The 17261-nt window shown below is 32.5% G+C and carries 16 protein-coding genes; 8 read left to right on the top strand and 8 right to left on the bottom strand.

The annotated features are described in order from the left end of the window. Positions 1 to 16 precede the first annotated feature (16 nt). The 3 genes from pruA (at position 17) to ERL59_RS03275 (ending at position 4840) form a co-directional block, all read left to right on the top strand. Positions 17 to 1561 carry an L-glutamate gamma-semialdehyde dehydrogenase gene (gene pruA, locus ERL59_RS03285; protein ID WP_160644455.1) on the top strand — a complete coding sequence of 515 codons (1545 nt, stop codon included), beginning with the start codon at positions 17 to 19 and terminating at the stop codon, positions 1559 to 1561. 357 nt (positions 1562 to 1918) lie between these two features. Further along, positions 1919 to 3433 carry a sodium/proline symporter PutP gene (putP, locus tag ERL59_RS03280; RefSeq protein ID WP_160644453.1) on the top strand — a complete coding sequence of 505 codons (1515 nt, stop codon included), beginning with the start codon at positions 1919 to 1921 and terminating at the stop codon, positions 3431 to 3433. 162 nt (positions 3434 to 3595) lie between these two features. Next, positions 3596 to 4840, top strand: coding sequence for a PucR family transcriptional regulator (locus ERL59_RS03275; RefSeq protein ID WP_160644451.1), 1245 nt, complete (start codon positions 3596 to 3598; stop codon positions 4838 to 4840). Between the two features lie 175 nt (positions 4841 to 5015). On the opposite strand, the gene ERL59_RS03270 is transcribed toward ERL59_RS03275, so the two are convergent. The 5 genes from ERL59_RS03270 to ERL59_RS03250 all read right to left on the bottom strand — a co-directional run bounded on the left by ERL59_RS03270 (position 5016) and on the right by ERL59_RS03250 (position 7660). After that, positions 5016 to 5564, bottom strand: a complete 549-nt coding sequence (locus ERL59_RS03270) for a GNAT family N-acetyltransferase (RefSeq protein WP_160644449.1) — start codon at positions 5562 to 5564, stop codon at positions 5016 to 5018. A 403-nt stretch (positions 5565 to 5967) separates the two neighbouring features. After that, the gene (locus ERL59_RS03265) at positions 5968 to 6687 is read right to left on the bottom strand and encodes an AAA family ATPase (protein WP_160644447.1); all 720 of its coding nucleotides are present in this window, start codon (positions 6685 to 6687) and stop codon (positions 5968 to 5970) included. Between the two features lie 16 nt (positions 6688 to 6703). After that, the gene (locus ERL59_RS03260) at positions 6704 to 6877 is read right to left on the bottom strand and encodes a hypothetical protein (RefSeq protein WP_160644445.1); all 174 of its coding nucleotides are present in this window, start codon (positions 6875 to 6877) and stop codon (positions 6704 to 6706) included. After that, positions 6861 to 7070: a DUF3951 domain-containing protein gene (locus tag ERL59_RS03255; RefSeq protein WP_160644443.1), complete on the bottom strand. Its 210-nt coding sequence runs from the start codon at positions 7068 to 7070 to the stop codon at positions 6861 to 6863. The genes ERL59_RS03260 and ERL59_RS03255 overlap by 17 nt, the downstream gene beginning before the upstream one ends. Positions 7071 to 7333: 263 nt before the next feature. Beyond that, positions 7334 to 7660 carry a hypothetical protein gene (locus tag ERL59_RS03250; protein WP_160644441.1) on the bottom strand — a complete coding sequence of 109 codons (327 nt, stop codon included), beginning with the start codon at positions 7658 to 7660 and terminating at the stop codon, positions 7334 to 7336. Between the two features lie 292 nt (positions 7661 to 7952). On the opposite strand from ERL59_RS03250, the gene ERL59_RS03245 reads away from it, so the two are divergent. The 5 genes from ERL59_RS03245 (at position 7953) to ERL59_RS03225 (ending at position 12618) form a co-directional block, all read left to right on the top strand. Beyond that, the gene (locus ERL59_RS03245; protein WP_160644439.1) at positions 7953 to 8894 is read left to right on the top strand and encodes a helix-turn-helix transcriptional regulator; all 942 of its coding nucleotides are present in this window, start codon (positions 7953 to 7955) and stop codon (positions 8892 to 8894) included. Positions 8895 to 8918: 24 nt separating this feature from the next. Next, positions 8919 to 9338, top strand: a complete 420-nt coding sequence (locus tag ERL59_RS03240; protein ID WP_160644437.1) for a VOC family protein — start codon at positions 8919 to 8921, stop codon at positions 9336 to 9338. Positions 9339 to 9584: 246 nt separating this feature from the next. Next, on the top strand, positions 9585 to 10397 hold the full coding sequence (locus ERL59_RS03235) for a polysaccharide deacetylase family protein (RefSeq protein ID WP_160644436.1): 813 nt from the start codon (positions 9585 to 9587) through the stop codon (positions 10395 to 10397). A gap of 837 nt (positions 10398 to 11234) precedes the next feature. Then, positions 11235 to 11489, top strand: a complete 255-nt coding sequence (locus ERL59_RS03230) for a YpbS family protein (protein WP_160644434.1) — start codon at positions 11235 to 11237, stop codon at positions 11487 to 11489. A 178-nt stretch (positions 11490 to 11667) separates the two neighbouring features. Beyond that, positions 11668 to 12618 (top strand): AraC family transcriptional regulator, encoded by a 951-nt coding sequence (locus ERL59_RS03225; protein WP_160644432.1) that lies wholly within the window; start codon positions 11668 to 11670, stop codon positions 12616 to 12618. A gap of 220 nt (positions 12619 to 12838) precedes the next feature. Here ERL59_RS03225 and ERL59_RS03220 read toward each other — a convergent pair whose 3' ends face one another. The 3 genes from ERL59_RS03220 to ERL59_RS20670 form a co-directional block, all read right to left on the bottom strand. Continuing rightward, on the bottom strand, positions 12839 to 14185 hold the full coding sequence (locus ERL59_RS03220; protein ID WP_268894484.1) for an aspartate aminotransferase family protein: 1347 nt from the start codon (positions 14183 to 14185) through the stop codon (positions 12839 to 12841). Between the two features lie 69 nt (positions 14186 to 14254). Beyond that, positions 14255 to 15235, bottom strand: a complete 981-nt coding sequence (locus tag ERL59_RS03215; protein ID WP_160644430.1) for an LNS2 domain-containing protein — start codon at positions 15233 to 15235, stop codon at positions 14255 to 14257. Positions 15236 to 15316: 81 nt separating this feature from the next. Then, positions 15317 to 16774, bottom strand: coding sequence for a phosphatidylinositol-specific phospholipase C domain-containing protein (locus tag ERL59_RS20670; protein ID WP_201763458.1), 1458 nt, complete (start codon positions 16772 to 16774; stop codon positions 15317 to 15319). Between the last annotated feature and the right edge of the window lie 487 nt (positions 16775 to 17261).

Here is a 17261-nt window from a genome sequence, read left to right as displayed (position 1 = left end):
AAAGGAGAGTATTAATATGAGACCATATAAACACGAACCATTTTTAGATTTTTCAGAGGAAAGTAATCAACAAGAAATGAAAGCAGCATTACAAAAAATTGAAGAAGAATTTGGTAATGATTATGAATTAATCATTAACGGGGAACGAATTAAAACAGAAAGTAAAATAGTTTCCTACAATCCAGCTAATAAAGAAGAAGTGATTGGTACTGTTTCAAAAGCAAACCAAGAACTTGCTGGAGAAGCGATTAATGCCGCTGAAGCTGCTTTTAAAACATGGAAAAAATGGAAGCCGGAAGCACGTGCTGACATCTTATTTCGTGCAGCTGCAATCATCCGTAGAAGAAAAGCTGAATTCTCTGCACTTTTAATTAAAGAATCGGGTAAACCTTGGAATGAAGCTGATGCTGATACAGCAGAAGCAATTGATTTCTTGGAATATTATGCTAGAGAAATGATAAGATTAAAAGATGGTACACCTGTATCTAGTCGTGAAGGTGAATATAATAAATATATTTATACACCAATGGGAGTAACAGTGGTTATTTCCCCGTGGAACTTCCCATTTGCAATCATGGCAGGAACAACAGTGGCTCCTATCGTTACTGGAAACACAGTTGTTCTAAAACCAGCAAGTAGTACACCTGTTGTTGCTTATAAATTTGTTGAAGTATTAGAAGAAGCAGGTCTCCCTAGAGGGGTAGTTAATTTTTGCCCTGGAAGCGGAGCTGAAGTTGGAGACTTCTTAGTAGATCATGCTAAAACAAGTTTAATTACTTTTACTGGTTCACGTGAAGTAGGTACTCGAATTTTTGAACGTGCATCAAAAGTAAATCCTGGTCAAATTTGGTTAAAGAGAACGATTATTGAAATGGGTGGAAAAGACACTGTTGTTGTAGATAAAAATGCCGATTTAGAAGTGGCTGCTGAATCTATTTTCAGATCTGCTTTTGGATTCTCTGGACAAAAATGTTCTGCAGGTTCTCGTGCAGTTATCCACCAAGATGTTTATGATGAAGTTTTAAATAGAGTCATTGAAATAGCAAAAGATAAAATTGTTGGAGATCCTACTGATTATAATACTTATATGGGACCAGTCATCGATCAAGCTTCATTTGATAAAATTATGTCTTATATTCAAGTTGGTAAAGAAGAAGGTCGTTTAGTTTTCGGTGGAAATGGTGATGATTCAAAAGGATTTTTCATTGAACCAACTATTATTGCTGATGTGGATCCTAAAGCAAAAATCATGCAAGAAGAAATTTTCGGACCTGTTGTTGCTTTTGCAAAAGCAAAAGACTTTGAAGAAGCAATTGAAATAGCAAACAATACAGAATATGGTCTAACAGGTGCACTAATTTCTAATGACCGTGAACATATCGAATATGCAAAAGAAAACTTCTATGTGGGTAACCTATACTTTAATCGCACATGTACAGGTGCGATTGTAGGATACCAACCGTTTGGCGGATTCAACATGTCAGGTACTGATTCAAAAGCAGGCGGTCCTGATTACCTAATCCAACATATGCTTCCTAAAACAATCAGTGAAACACTTTAGTATCCAAAAAGTGAAGCAAACCATTGAAGATTAATCATATTACTTTTTCGGGGCCCTGGACTAAGAAAAAGTGAAGTACAACTCAAATAATATTATATAAAACTTTAACAAAAGCTACCTTGAAGAAGATTAATCATATCTCTCAAGGTAGCTTTCCTCCTTTCTTTCATCTATCATAAGAATAGGAATATTTTTCATATTATAAAATGAAAGCGATTACTTGCAAACGATTATCATCGGAGGTGAGTCAAATGGAATATGAATTAACGGCCGCAACTTGGTTTTGGTTACTTGTGCCTATGTCATTATTGGTGATAATAAGTTTAATCACATATTTGCAAGAAAGGAGAAATTAATATGATTAGTGGAGCTACTTTAACTACATTTATTATTTACTTAATTGGTATGCTTATCATAGGTTGGGTTGCCTATAAAAAAACGGACAACTTATCTGATTATGTGCTGGGAGGTAGAAGATTAGGTGGCGCAGTTGCTGCATTAAGCGCGGGAGCCTCTGATATGAGCGGTTGGTTGTTATTAGGATTACCCGGTTACGCGTATGCAGCTGGGATGGAGGCAACTTGGATATGTGTTGGTCTAGCTCTAGGCGCTTTTTTAAATTGGCAATTTGTTGCTAAAAGACTTCGTATTTACACAGAACTAGCAAACGATTCAATTACGATCCCTGATTTTTTTGAAAACAGATTCCAAGACTCTTCTAAACTCCTACGAGTGATTTCTGCATTTGTTATTTTATTGTTTTTTACTTTTTATACATCATCTGGTTTAGTAGGTGGAGCCCTTCTTTTTGAGAATACATTTGGATTGGAATATCAGCTCGCTCTTTGGATTGGGGCTTTAGTCATCATTTCTTATACCTTGTTAGGTGGGTTCCTAGCCGTAAGTTGGACAGATTTTTTTCAAGGTATATTAATGTTTCTAGCTCTTATTGTCGTTCCTATTGTCATGATTGGAAATATGGGAGGTTGGAATGAAACGATTCAACGCATTGGAACAATTGATGCAAACAGACTGGATGTATTTAGTGGTGTTGGTATTCTAGGAATTATATCATTAATGGCATGGGGATTAGGATATTTTGGCCAACCACATATTTTGACGAGGTTTATGGCAATAAAACATCATAAAGAAATTCCAAAAGCAAGATTTATAGGAATGACATGGATGGTTATTTCTTTATTTGGCGCTATTTTCACTGGTTTTGTAGGAATTGCTTATTTTTCTGGTACTCCGTTAACAGATGCCGAAACTGTTTTTATTGAAGCCGCAAATGTATTATTCCATCCTGTTGTTTCAGGATTTTTACTTGCTGCTATTTTGTCAGCTATAATGAGTACGATTGATTCACAGTTGCTTGTATCATCTAGTGCCATTGCTGAAGATTTTTACAAAGTATTAATTCGTCCCTCTGCATCCTCTAGAGAATTAATTTGGGTAGGAAGATTCTCGGTACTCGTTATCGCTTTAATTGCGATTTTCCTTGCCTTTGATCCCGAAAGCTCTGTTCTCGATTTAGTGAGTTATGCATGGGCAGGTTTTGGGGCAGCATTTGGCCCTATTGTTATTCTCTCATTATTTTGGAAAAGAATGACTCGAAATGGAGCTTTAGTCGGAATGATTGTTGGTGCTGCTACTGTTGTAATTTGGAAACTCCTTTCTACCCCTGAATTAGATGATGCTGGTGTTGTAATCAAGGAAGAAATGATCCCTTTTGAATTATATGAAATCGTGCCTGGATTTATATTAGGATTTATTACGATAGTCGTCGTTAGTTTCATCGGCAAAAAACCTGAAAGCTCCATCATAGATCATTTTGAAAAAATGGAAACCTTGTTAAAATCAAAATCTTAATACTATTTAAATATTACTGTGCGAAAAAATCTCTTGGTACTGAATCCAAGAGATTTTTTACTTAATATAAAAGTCTTTTAAACAATATCTTGACAATTGTGAGACTTTTCATGATGATAAATATAGAAAAAACAATAGAGTGTTTATTAGAGGAGTAAAATTATGGTGTCCAATGAATTGAGCGAAGCATTTGAAATTACTGATCTTGATCTTTTAACGGAACATATTAGTTCAGTTTTAAAAAAACCGCTCATTATAGAAAATAAAAGTTTTGAATTGATTTCCTATAGTTCTAAATTTGCTTATCATTTTGATACATCACAGCAAAAAACCATTTTATCAAAAAAATGCCCCTTGTTTATAATCGATCGCTTAAAAAAAGATGGTATTTTTCGACAACTAGAAAAATTTCCAGACCCCATTCGAATTAACGCAATCGAAGAACTTGGACTGTATCAACGAATCGTTGTCAGTGCTAAGCATAAGGGACAGATTCTCGGTTATATTTGGGTACAAGAAGCCGATATAGTTTTAAACGAAGAAGAATTACATTTTTTAAAAGAAGTATCCAATCATGTTGGTACCTTATTATTTAAACGTCTAAAAGTTAAAAACTCTAATCAAAATACAAAAGAACAAATGATGTTTGAATTGTTAAACCAAGATGACAACGAGCAACAAGTATTAAACCATGCAAAATCTGCAAATATATCCTTACCTGTAAGATTTACTGTAGTTGTTTTTTCAGCTCATCATAACGAAGAGTTAAATCTAATGAAACCCTTATTAAACAAGGAATTTCAAAAAGCTAAACCAGATGCCATCGTTTTAAATGAAAATAATCAGACGATTGTCATTATAGGGAGTGAATCTGACAAGGAATATTTCACATATGATAAAGCGAGAATGTTAATTCGTAATATACGTGAATTATTAAATGAAGAGCAACATAAAAAACTGTTGATTGGTATGGGAAATGAATACGATAGATTAGGAAATTTAAGGAAAAGTTATGTAGAAGCTCTAGAAGTTATTCAATCAACAGAATTTGTAGATCGAAATGACTATGAAGTACCTATCGAAAATAAAGATCTAGGAATATATCGATATATCTCTACGATTCATGAACGAAACGTTCAAGAACGTTATGATAATGAAATGATCTTAAAGTTGCAAAATTACGACAATAAAAACAAGACAAACCTTATTCGTACTTTAGAAATTTATTTAAAAAACAACTGTAAATTAAAACGAACAGCTGAAGAACTATTCATCCACCCTAATACGATGAATTACAGATTAAAACAAATTATTGATCTAACATCAATTGACTTTGATAATTTTTATATCAAATGTCAACTATATATAGACCTATTACTATTAAAGAAAAATAAACCTATAATATAAGAATAAGTTTAATAACAACAATTCATACATCGGTAAACTAAAGAACCTCTTTTGATAAAATATTTCTAAACAGGTTCTTTAATTTATAAATTAAAATTAGTCCAAATGATAGTTTAGAGCGATGTTTTAATGAAAAAAAGTCTCTGCAGAAATAATTTTCCATATACTCCTTGTGTCATTTCATTTTATTTTTAATCCACTCTTCTTTACATAACAACATTTGAATTTGATCCCACCATTCCCCGGTGCTTGACTGATAAAACTTTGGATTTACAAGTATTTGTTTAAAACCTACTCGCTCATAACACTTCATCGCACCTTTATTGATATTAAAAACATTAAGTTTCAACCCATTTAAGTTAAATTGTTCAAACCCAAGGCTAGCTAATTTATGAAGTGCAGCTTGTCCAACACCTTTACCTCTGTATTTTTCATCTATAATGAATCTACCAATGACGGCTTCTTTTTTCACTTCATCAAATCTTGCCAATTGCACAGAACCAATATAATGACTTGATTCAACATCTATAATTTTATATACATAAGCACTGCCTTCTTTAGTGTTTATTCCACGTATGTAGTGCTCTGTAATTTGTTCCATAGATAAAGGAAACTTATAAGTTAGCCCTGCCCATTGAACCATAAAATCAGAATTATAGGCATTTACCCATTCAACAATTTTTGAAAAATCAGATTCATTTAACAATTCTAATTTTATATTCATGATGTTGCCTCCAAATATTCGATTTATTATACTATTTTCTCGTCCTCTTTCACTTGGTATTTTATAATAATGGTTTTAATTGCTTCCTTTTCTTGTAGCTCTTTCACCCTAACATACCACAGCGTCTGTTTTTCACTAAAACCTATATAATAATTAATTTTTATAAAAATAGTTGTAAAATCTTCTCTCCTGGTCATTTTTTAATTCGTATCCAATAAAAGTACGATGAAAATGATGCTTTTTATTGAAAATTTCCTTTTCACGCTTACCCTACCAATAAACTTTTTACCTATAACGTAATGAAGATCTTTTACAAGATCTCTTTGAACTCTTCGATATATTGTGTTCCTCCTAGAAAATTAAAGCCCAATATTCCAATTTAATCTTTTTTTTAATTCAATCCTTAATCCATTAATTCTCTTAGGTATACCTTTCTATTTTCCAGAAACCTCCTAGAAATTTGATAATGATTTGTATCTTCATACTTGATTTGTTCTATAGGGACTTCATCAAAATTAAAAATATCCGCGTTTGGATATCCCATTAATATTGGAGAATGTGTAGCGATTATTAATTGCGCATGTTTCTGTAATTCATGAATTATACTTAAAAAAGCTAATTGTCTGGCCGGAGAAAGAGCGGCCTCTGGTTCATCTAAAATATATATACCAGATTGACCAAATCGATTTTTGAACAAAGACAAAAAAGACTCTCCATGTGATTGTTCATGAAGGGACTTTCCACCATAATAGCTGTAAATACCAGGGTCATCTTCAGCTAGCTCATCAATATGAGAGGCGAAGTGATAGAATGACTCTGCACGAAGGAAAAAACCTTTATTCATTTTAGGCATCCATGAAAGACGGATATAATCACCTAATCTAGCTTCAGAAGAATCCACCTCATAAGTATTGTTCCTGCTTCCACCCGCAGTATTAAATTCACATTGATAAGCAATTGCTTCAAGTAATGTAGATTTACCTGAACCGTTTTCTCCTACAAAAAAGGTTACATTTTTCTTTAATGATAATGTATCTAGTGTTTTAATGGTTGGAATGTTAAAAGGATATTGAGTGTGGTTTTGTATCTTTTTGTTTAGTTTTATAATTTCTCGTAAATACATTTATACGCCCTTTCCTTTAAAATTTTGAAATTTCTATTGCATCTACTTCAAAAACAGAAGTGGAGAAAAGTTTGGAGTTCCTTCCATAACCTCCACCAGGGATTAATATCTTTTTCACCTCATATCTTTTAAATAACTCCTTAGCAATTTCAGCAGTCTTACTAGGTTGATCTTTAGTCTCTATTCTCATCTTGATCATTATCCTGTTCAAACTCTTCTTTTTCATCACGAAATTCAACATCTGATTGTCCAGTTATATAATCAAATGGAGTGTAAGGGTTATCTGGAATTTCTTTTTTTAGAAATGTCCTTACAACAATATATCCAATTAATAATGTAACGAATCCAGATACAAATAAAAAGAAATAAAAGTTAAAGCTCATAACATCAATTCCTTATTTAGATTTCTATTTACTTTTTACTTCCATTCTTAGTTTTATTACGTGAGAAAGGAACCACTCTTATAACCTCTTAGTATTTAACAGAAGCTTTAAAAGATTCAACCACCTTAGGATTTGCTCCATCTAACAAAACGACCTCAGAACTACCATCCTCAAATCGAACCATGTAATAATCTTCCTTGGTGGTTGCTAAAAGCTCCTTAATTTTCATTTCTTTTGTTTTATAGAAACACAGCATCAGAAGGTCAAACCATTGAATTTGTAGTTTCATAAGCTGAGTTTGTGTGCTCTGATTTTGAAACTGGCTTACTTTCTTGTTTTTGAGAAGTAGATTCTGTTTGGATACTTCTTAATCTAATCTCTCCCTGATTATAAATTCCTTGTAAAAGATTTATTACTTCAGAAAAACCTAGAAAAACTACGCCGGAAACCCCAAAACCTAATATTACTTGTATTCCTTCTAGCATTCCAATTTCAACCACTATAATAATCCAAAAAATAAGTCCTAAACAAAAACATAAATACCCAATTATTCTCAAAGTATAAGCAATAAAATTTCCTTGACTAGTCAACTTCATTCACCTTTCTATTATTTATTTGAAAGTGAAATTTTGGAGTTGCAGTACTTTTCATCTCTAACACCAAGCAATCTTTTATATGCTTCATTATAACATCTAACTTCTTTTATATTAACCTGCCACAATTTGATTAATTTACATTTTGGAAAAAACTAAATCTAATTCAGACTCTTTATTTTTCCAGTAAATTTTTATTAAAATTATAAAACTGGTTAATAATTAGTGACAAATATAGTGTCACTAATAGCATGTTATGATGTTTATATAAAAGGAGGTGACCACGATCTTGAAAAGGACCGATAGAATCATGGCTATTCTCATCGCTTTACAACAACGACCTGAAACTGCTCAGTCACTGGCTGAAAAGTTTGAGGTATCAAAAAGAACAATTTTAAGAGATATGCAGTCACTTTCTGAGATGGGAATTCCATTATATTCAATGACTGGTCCAAATGGTGGTTTTCGTCTGATGGAGGGTTATCAATTATCTCCATTACAATTCGATTCCAAAGAGGCATTAACGATTCTCTTTGCACTAAAAGCCATGACAAAAATACCTGACACACCATTTAACCAAGAAAGGTGGACAGTAATTGATAAAATCAAAGCTATATTACCTGAAGAGACATTACAACAAATAGATCCAATACTTAATCATGTAGAAGTAGAAATTCCAAATCGGAACTATAAAACCCCCTTATTAATGCCATTACTAGAGTATACTACGGCATCAAAATGGCTCAACATTCTATACCGTTCAAAAAAACATAATCGATGGTTGCAAATCTTCCCTTTAAGAATTTATACAGCTCATGGATTTTGGTATTGCGAAGCTTATTCTAATACACATCAAGGAGAACGAACCTTTAGAGTGGATCGAATAGATCAAATTGAAGTGAATCAATCTACAGATCTAAAGCTACCTAATCTACCTAATAAAAATGTAAAAGAAACACATCTAATGGAACCTTCAATACGTGTCATAGCAAAATTAACATATCAAGGTGCATTAATGACAGAGCAAGACCCTCATATCGGACATTTAGTAAAAAATATTACTGAAGATGAATGGGAAGTTGATTATCTGTGTCCTGCTACAGAATGGGATTATTCAGTGCAATACTTCTTCTCTCTAGGTTCGAATGCTGAGGTAATAGAACCAGAATCAATGAGAAATGAGATTTATAAACTTGCATGCAGAATGTGTTCCCGTTATGAAAATAAATAATGCTTTAAAAGGAGAGTATGAATGATGAAATTAAAAAAATTTACGACAAACTTTATTAGTGAGGATTTGAATACTTCCATAGCATATTACCGTGATATATTAGGGTTTAAACTTGAAATGGTCGTAGATGATAATCAAATTACGACGAAAGAAATAGATCAAGATAAAAATTATGTTTTTGCCATCATGAGTAAAGATGATTTCCAAATCATGTTCCAAACACCGGACAGTATTGCTGAGGATGTACCTATTTTTGAAGAGATGCCAAAAGGTATATCTACTTGTTTTTATTTAGAAGTAGAAGGTTTAACATATTTTTATGAAGAAATACAAGAAAAAGTTGAGATTGTAAGAGATCTATATACTACTTGGTATGGAATGCAGGAGTTTCATATTAAAGATTGTAACGGGAATGTTTTAGGATTCGCAGAAAAAGCTAATTAGTTAGTGTAACAATTAGTTAACTAAATCTATATACATTTAGAATTTTTCCAAAGATTAAGTAGTTAGGGGCATTTGCCCCTAACCTTTGAACTTCTCATTTTCATATTGTATCATTCAATCTTAAGAGAACCCCTCCCAGAGGTGGTTTTTTTTGGTATCATGAAATAAGATAAATTTAGAATGTAGGGCAAAAAAATTATTGAAATTATTTTACTTAAAGTAACTTAATTTAAAGGAGTTGGGGAAATGCAGAAAACAGGTTTTGTTATTATATTATTATTCACATTAATAATGTTATCGTCATGTGATATAGATAATGATGTATCTAGTGTTGATAAAAATGATACTTCAGGAAGTGAAGTGAGTTTGAATAAGAAGAAAGGAACAAACAATGAGACTAATCTGACCTATGATATCGTGCAGGAATCTTACATTGAGAACAAAGAAATAAAAATAAAATATCCCCAAATTGCAAATTTATCAGGGCCTGATGTCAATATAAATGACAAAGTAAAAAATATTAACCAATTGATCAAGGATGAAGCATTAACAATCCTAAATTTATATTCCCATGCAGATGGTCCACTTACTATTGAGATAAACAATAAGGTTACGTGGAAAAGTGAAAATTTAATAAGCATTCAATACTTTGGCGTTAGTTATGTTGATTTGCCAGCAGCTTATCCAATTAATGTATTTTATACAAGCAACATAAATATCGCAACAGAAAAAAAGGAAAGACTAAACGATATTATAGTTATAGATAAAAAATTTATTAATAAATTAAAAAATGGTGAGTTTAAAGCTCTTAAACCTGAACATGACAATGTACTAGATTCATTTTCTGAAGAAGATTTAATGAAAATGCTTGGGAACGCGGATTCTTTAGAGATTGAGGGAAAAAAAATATTTAGTTATTTTACAGACAAGGGACTAGGTATTAGTGTGAATGTTATTCACGCCTTAGGTGATCACGCTGAATTTGAGATCAATATTCAAGATTTAAGGGGGATTTTAAAAAAAGATCATGAAGTGTGGAAAAACGATGTTGAAAATTAACAAGGTTTATTTTTAAAGTCAATAATTTCATATTAAAATCTTCTTCCTTATTGGAAGAAGATTTTCGTAACTGGTTATAATTAATGTTGATAATTCTATTTACTAGTTATTCACTCTATTATTTAAAATTTTACACTTTTTACGTTTTACCTTTTGTTTGAATATCTTCTTTTAAATAGTGATGAATATGATGATCTGCTAGAATCAAAACATCTTTTTCACTCAACAAAATGCCATCTTTTATCGATTTAGATTTTACCTGTTTACCTATTGCTTCTTAAAATTTTGGAGAGAAGAAGATCTGAATAAATACAGTAAACGATTTGATGCAACCTTATTCAGTTTCCATTTTAACTTCACTCAGTTATATATAAAATTTATTTGCACTTCGTTGTACCCCTATATTTAATACATCCATTATTGCTTAATTGTTTAATAAATGCATTAACATATTAACGAAATATTAATTTCAAACGAAAAAGATATACCATTAAATAGCAAGCATTCCCTTAGATAAAATTCAATAAGTAGAATTACAATGGATAATATTTTTAAAAGATTATTTTCGTGCATGGAATGATATATTGAACTGGAAAGATCATTATGCCATGAAATTTTTATTATTTAGATGAATATTTCCTTTTAAAATTTCTTACCTCATTGTATTATATGTTAAGAATGCATGATCATCATTTGTTTATTCGTCAATATCATTCATATCAAAATGAGCTATAGAGAAATATTTTGTAAACTCATCACGATTCTCATCGATTCCCGCGCTCGCCCGGGAAATAATTAGAGGAAATACAATGAAATAACATAGAGAGGACAGATAATATGGATACGAGAGAAGCCTTAACTGAACATACAAATAAATTGCATAAACATCTGGTACAATTCCAAGAGCTAGATTTACTACGAGAGAAAGCCATAGATGAGGCAGTTCAATTATGCAAAGAAGGCAAACCTTTTTCTACAGATAAAATCAATCATTGGACTGGTAAAATCAACGATCACGCTAAACAAGGGATATCACCTACACGCGTTTTTGTAAGTGATGATATGGTAAGAGAGTTTGTGAACAGAAAATAGTAATCAAAATCGATCAAATGACCTTGTTAGGTGTTTAGTGCACCCAAGGTCATTTGTTTTTAGTTTTTCTCTTTCATATAACAATTTTCCCTCTAATTTAGCAAGATAAGAAAAGCGATGCATATTGGTTAATGATAAAATGATAACACTAACATTTATAGTAATGGAGGTTTTATTTATGGATAGCACAAAAAGTTCTTTATTACATCGAGAATATGTTTCACGAATTAATTTAGTTCAAGACTATATTGAAAGAAATATAAATAAAGTCTTTACATTGGAAGAACTCTCAGCAATTTCAGGGTTTTCCAAATATCATTTCCATAGGATATTTGGAAGCATCATGAACGAAACACTTTCTAACTACATCAATAGATTGAAACTAGAAAAAGCAGCAAGTTACTTGCTTCATGCCCCTCATAAAACAATTACTGAAATTGCTTTAGATTTATGTTTTACGAATTCAGCCATGTTTGCCCGATCATTTAAAAAATATTACGGAATGAGTGCAACAGAATATAGATTAACTTATAGCAAGAAAAGCCAAACCAATAGCAAGATTAGAAAAGTCAATAATGCGCCTCTAAGATACAATGAAATTGATAAAACAAATGATTGGAGGCAAAAAAAATTGAAATTGGAATGTAAGGTGGATATTGTTGATGTTGAAGAAATGACTGTGATTTATCTGCGTCATGTAGGTGCTTATTCAGAATTTGGAAAAGTATTTCAGAATATGCTTGGTAGATTAGTAACTTGGGCTTCAGCAAAAGGGATTGTGAATGATAAAGGAATAAAACTATTAACTATCTATCATGACAACCATGAAATTACAAATGAGGATAAACTGAGAACAAGCGTATGTATGGCCGTTCCAAAAGATACGATAGTAGATGGTGAATTAGGCAAAATGGCTATCCCTGCAGGGAAATATGCAATTGGACATTTTACGATTGATAATGGTGAGCAACATGGTGATGCGTGGAAGTATTTATACGGTGAGTGGTTGCCTAATAGTGGATATCAGCCTGATGATGGAGCAAGTTTTGAAATGTATTTAAATGATCCTAACACACATCCCGAAAAGAAGCATCTTATAGATATTTATCTGCCAGTTAAACCGCTATAACAACTTAATCCTAAGATATTCAACAAAAGTAGATAGCCTCATTGCACCTATGTCTTTGGTACATTGAAGTGCCCATTAGTTATTACCAATTAAAATGAAAATCTAACTAGGATCTTAATATACGAAAAGGAGCCTTGCCTTTGATATTGTTAAAGTAATCAAAACAATAACTCCAAAGAACCAGGCTCCTTAATGAAACTTGACTATTGAAACTCAATGTCTATTTTATTTTTTGTAAAGCATCCACTAAAGTTTTAATAAGAAATTCTATATCTTCTTTTCCAATCGTAAGAGGTGGAGACAAAATAATAACATTATTATATCCAGCAACAGTTGCACCATTTTTCCCTATTATTAAACCATTTTCCTTACAAATACTGATGACTTGATTAACCAGCCTAGATTCTAATGGTTCCTTTGTCTCTTTGTCAGATACTAGTTCTAATCCTATTAGTAATCCCTTTCCTCTAACGTCCCCTACATATGGATGATCCTGTAATATGCTCTGAAGTTCATTTAATAAACGATTGCCAACTTCCTTAGACCGATCAAATAGCTTTTCTTTTTCCATGATTTCAAGATTTTTAAGGGCAAGTGCACAAGCAGTTGGATTTCCACCAAACGTATTTACATGTCGAAAATATTCGTATTCTTCTGAACCTATAAAGGCTTCATAGATCTCCCTTCTTACAGCAGTTGCTGATAAGGGTAAATAGGCGCTAGTGATCCCTTTTGCCATCGATATGATGTCTGGTTTGACTCCATAATTCATAAACCCAAATGCCTCTCCCGTTCTGCCAAATCCACAAATGACTTCATCAACAATGAATAGTGCACCATGTTTTTCACATACCTCTTTAACACCACTCATGTAATTATTAGGAGGCATGAGCACACCCCCACCTGTAATGATCGGTTCCATGATCACTCCAGCAACTGTTTCACTTAATTCCCACGTCATTGCACGATCTATAGATTTAACTGACTCTAATTCTTTTGGATCGTTAGCGTTTTCATTCATACGATAAGAATCAGGTGGTGCAACGTGAATAAATCCTGGCGCTAATGGTTCATATTTATACTTGCGTTGAGCTTGACCTGTAGCCGCAAGTGAACCTGCTGTGTTACCATGATAAGCTCGATATCTGGAAATGAATTTGTAACGAGAGTGTTCTCCTTTTTGTTGATGATATTGTCTAGCGACTTTAAAAGCAGTTTCGTTTGCTTCTGAACCACTATTGGAGAAAAATACAACATATTCATCATCTAACATTTCATTAAGCTTTTCAGCTAGTTTTATCGCAGGTTCGTGAGTTTGTGTAAGCGGATAATATGCTAGATTGTTTAGTTGCTCATAAGCAGCTTCAGCTAATTCATGTCTACCATATCCTACATTTACACAATAAAGACCTGCCATGGCATCTAAATATGTTTTTCCTCTATTATCCGTAATCCAAGATCCTTTTGCTTTTTTGACCACCAATGTGGCTTCAGGATTATAAGGTTTCATAGAATGCCAGACATACTGCTCATCTTTTTTTAACATATCAGACTGATTCTGAAACAAAGTAAATCCCCCCTTATATAGTTAGTCTATTATAAGTACGGGGGATTTACTACAAAAGAGTCTGATGTTTTAGTTCTCTATTAGAGTCATTAGATGATCTGGATAATTATTAACGGGTGTAGTACCCTCAATGCCTGCATTCTCTCCGATTATAAATATCCGATCCCTGTTTAAACCAACGCTAAAATATGCTTCTATATCCGTTAGAGCGTTTCCATAAGCAAAATCTATCATACCTCCACTACTTAATACATCTGATAAATAGTTTTCTTTATATCCTGCTGCATCTTCAGTAAAAGTTGCCCCCGGATAGGTATGTAGAGTCCCATGTGGAAAACTATTGTCTACTAGCCATCTTTGTGAAACTTCAGATAACCAATATGGTCTTGCTGTCAAATAGATTATACTGTATCCTTGTTCAACATAATAATCTACTACTTCATTAGCACTTGTATACATTTCTGCACGATATGTCTCTGAAAAAAATTCATCAGCATATTCTTTTACAGATTCAAAATCATCAGTTGTTAATGTACCATCAATATCAAAAACAACAAACTTTTCACCTTGATCAATTACGTTTATAAACATATTTGCAAAAGTTGCATCACCTTCAACATGCAATTTAATTAGGTGTAATCCATTTCCTAGTATCTGATCTTCTGATATAGTATATGATATTCGACCATCTGAGTCCGTTTTTTGTCTACCAATCTGTGTCCATGTAGGCTCTTCATCTGAAAACGACCACAAATATATTGAAACCCATTCACCTTCAAGGTCTTTCCTAATATCCCCATATTGAAATTTTCCTTCAATAATCTGAGAATCAGTAGAATTATAGATTCTGTCATACCCATTATGATGTGGAGTATGAGTGGATATGAAGTATTCATTAAAAAAATCGTTAAAACCCTCCGGTTGTAGGTTAAATGAATCTACTGACAGATCATAATACAACTCGCTTGAATTCTCTGAGGCATCAGCTAAATGATATGTTGGGAGAATTAGTATAGCTGTCAGGATCAATAAAAATAAATATTTTTTCATTTCATCATTTCCTTTTAATATATTTCACTTTATTTCCTCAGATGGTATATATGATACTGTATGGGTAAATGACTAAAAAAATTATTTAACAGCATAAACTTTAACAGTGAATGAATTTCCACCTGTGTTTGATGGATCTGCAATATATAATTTGCCATTCCTTATGATACCAGTGTAAGAACCACTGCTTAATGAGTTAAATATAATTGGATCAGTCCATATGGAAACATCCTCTTTCACTCTAAATCTAATTGCATCTGTATTGGAGTTATTCACAACTTCCCAATATAACTTTTCAGTACCCGAGGGAATGTTTACAGTAGAAAAGTTATGACTTGAACGGTGTTTCTGACCTGGTTGAGGTCCTCCATTTGATGTTATTGAAGCAATAAGAGTTCGTTGTTCTACAGGTCCTTGATACTCACTTCCTTCGTTCATACTTCGAATGATATTAACGATATCAGTTTCATGAATCCAATCCAGCATAACAATATTTAATGGTTCATTAGCCCAATCATTCAGTACCCATCTTGGAACTTCATTATTGGCTGATCTTGCTAATTCATGTAATGAATGTACACCTATCGCTGAAAACGGATCTAAACCTCCAAGTACTGCATCGATAATTAAATCATCACTAGGTGTTAGTACCCCTTGTAGTACAAAAAACTTATTAGAGTTTGCTGATGCAATGCTCTGATCAAGCCTTTGTTTTAATACATTCACATCAGTAGTATTAGCCCAATCAGATTGAACATTCGATCTACGATCCCAAAGCCAACTACTAAAATCATTAGCATAAATGCTTCTTATATCTATTGAATTAGTATAACGCTGATTATCACTACCATATAAAACGATGACTCTCTTATTTTCACTCCAGAGCTGGTTAAGTGTAACATTCACTCCATATGAAGAAGGAATTAACAAGTCTCCAAAAGTATTTTGGAGTAATTGATTAAGATGATTGTAGCTATTATGTGTCATTTCATAAAAATGTTGAAAATCTAGAATTACAATTTCCTTTTCGTTTTCATCCAGAAACCTTTTCGTATCAGCAATAATTTCACTCACCGACTCCCCATATAAACCATGAAGAGTACGTAAATTTGTTTCTTGAATTTGATAGCTGTCAAAAACTGGCTTCCAAACATTAGGTGCAACACGCAAATCAAAATATCGAATCCCTTCATTTAACTGTTGTTCAATGGTTAAACCTTGTGTCTGAGACCAATCTGCAACAATTGATTTTCCAGCATGTGCAGCTGCATTTTGAAATAAATCTTTAAGATTCCAAAAATCTGGACCAGGGTCTCTAGGGTCGTTTGCATCATCCATTGTAGATGTACCTGCATCATGAGTTCCTGGTAATATGACTTCTCTTAATGTGCGATTACCAAACTCAGGATTATTAGAATTAACTTGCTCCATCCAATTCTCGTTACTAGCAGACATTACAAAACTACTGTTTGTCAAAACTAAAGGGAGTAATAGTGTAAAAATAATGATGAAATTCATTGATTTCTTGATCATTTTCATTAAAAATATCCTCCTAAATAGTGTAGTTTATAAAACCATGTCAAAAATCAGACTCATTCTTCATGCTTAAGAATGAGTAAAAGGCCATTGTATCTGATACTCTAACATTGATTCCTAACATTCCTGCTTTATTTTTTTCAAGAAATTGGGTAAATTACGATTTCGACTTCTTTATAAATGGCTGCTCCGTTTCATAAATGTTGGCCTTAAAAAATTTCCTTCCTTAAAATCATGCGTTTTTTTAGTCTCACGTAGTAACCAAACCTTCAACAAAATCTGTCTTAATTTGATATAGAAATTTTTATCACGATAGTTCTATGCATGACAGGAGATAATATACTTCATCTTCTATTCTAGATAATAAATTGATTAGTCTTCCCTTTTTATTTATGAACAGTTTAATCATATCTGCATGAAAAAATAAATGATTTTTCATAGGGAAAGCGCTTACACTTTTTGGCTAAAAACTATTATTTCATAGATTTGT

The sequence above is a fragment of the Chengkuizengella marina genome (genome assembly GCF_009910845.1).
Taxonomy (GTDB): domain Bacteria; phylum Bacillota; class Bacilli; order Paenibacillales; family KCTC-33759; genus Chengkuizengella; species Chengkuizengella marina.
The sequence above is the reverse complement of the archived record's forward strand: the minus strand, read 5'-3'. Positions and strand labels throughout refer to the sequence as shown.

Coding starts and splice junctions, on each gene's coding strand:
- pruA (WP_160644455.1), top strand. CDS start 17: ATGAGACCATATAAACACGAACCATTTTTAGATTTTTCAGAGGAAAGT.
- putP (WP_160644453.1), top strand. CDS start 1,919: ATGATTAGTGGAGCTACTTTAACTACATTTATTATTTACTTAATTGGT.
- ERL59_RS03275 (WP_160644451.1), top strand. CDS start 3,596: ATGGTGTCCAATGAATTGAGCGAAGCATTTGAAATTACTGATCTTGAT.
- ERL59_RS03270 (WP_160644449.1), bottom strand. CDS start 5,564: ATGAATATAAAATTAGAATTGTTAAATGAATCTGATTTTTCAAAAATT.
- ERL59_RS03265 (WP_160644447.1), bottom strand. CDS start 6,687: ATGTATTTACGAGAAATTATAAAACTAAACAAAAAGATACAAAACCAC.
- ERL59_RS03260 (WP_160644445.1), bottom strand. CDS start 6,877: ATGAGAATAGAGACTAAAGATCAACCTAGTAAGACTGCTGAAATTGCT.
- ERL59_RS03255 (WP_160644443.1), bottom strand. CDS start 7,070: ATGAGCTTTAACTTTTATTTCTTTTTATTTGTATCTGGATTCGTTACA.
- ERL59_RS03240 (WP_160644437.1), top strand. CDS start 8,919: ATGAAATTAAAAAAATTTACGACAAACTTTATTAGTGAGGATTTGAAT.
- ERL59_RS03235 (WP_160644436.1), top strand. CDS start 9,585: ATGCAGAAAACAGGTTTTGTTATTATATTATTATTCACATTAATAATG.
- ERL59_RS03230 (WP_160644434.1), top strand. CDS start 11,235: ATGGATACGAGAGAAGCCTTAACTGAACATACAAATAAATTGCATAAA.
- ERL59_RS03225 (WP_160644432.1), top strand. CDS start 11,668: ATGGATAGCACAAAAAGTTCTTTATTACATCGAGAATATGTTTCACGA.
- ERL59_RS03215 (WP_160644430.1), bottom strand. CDS start 15,235: ATGAAAAAATATTTATTTTTATTGATCCTGACAGCTATACTAATTCTC.
- ERL59_RS20670 (WP_201763458.1), bottom strand. CDS start 16,774: ATGAAAATGATCAAGAAATCAATGAATTTCATCATTATTTTTACACTA.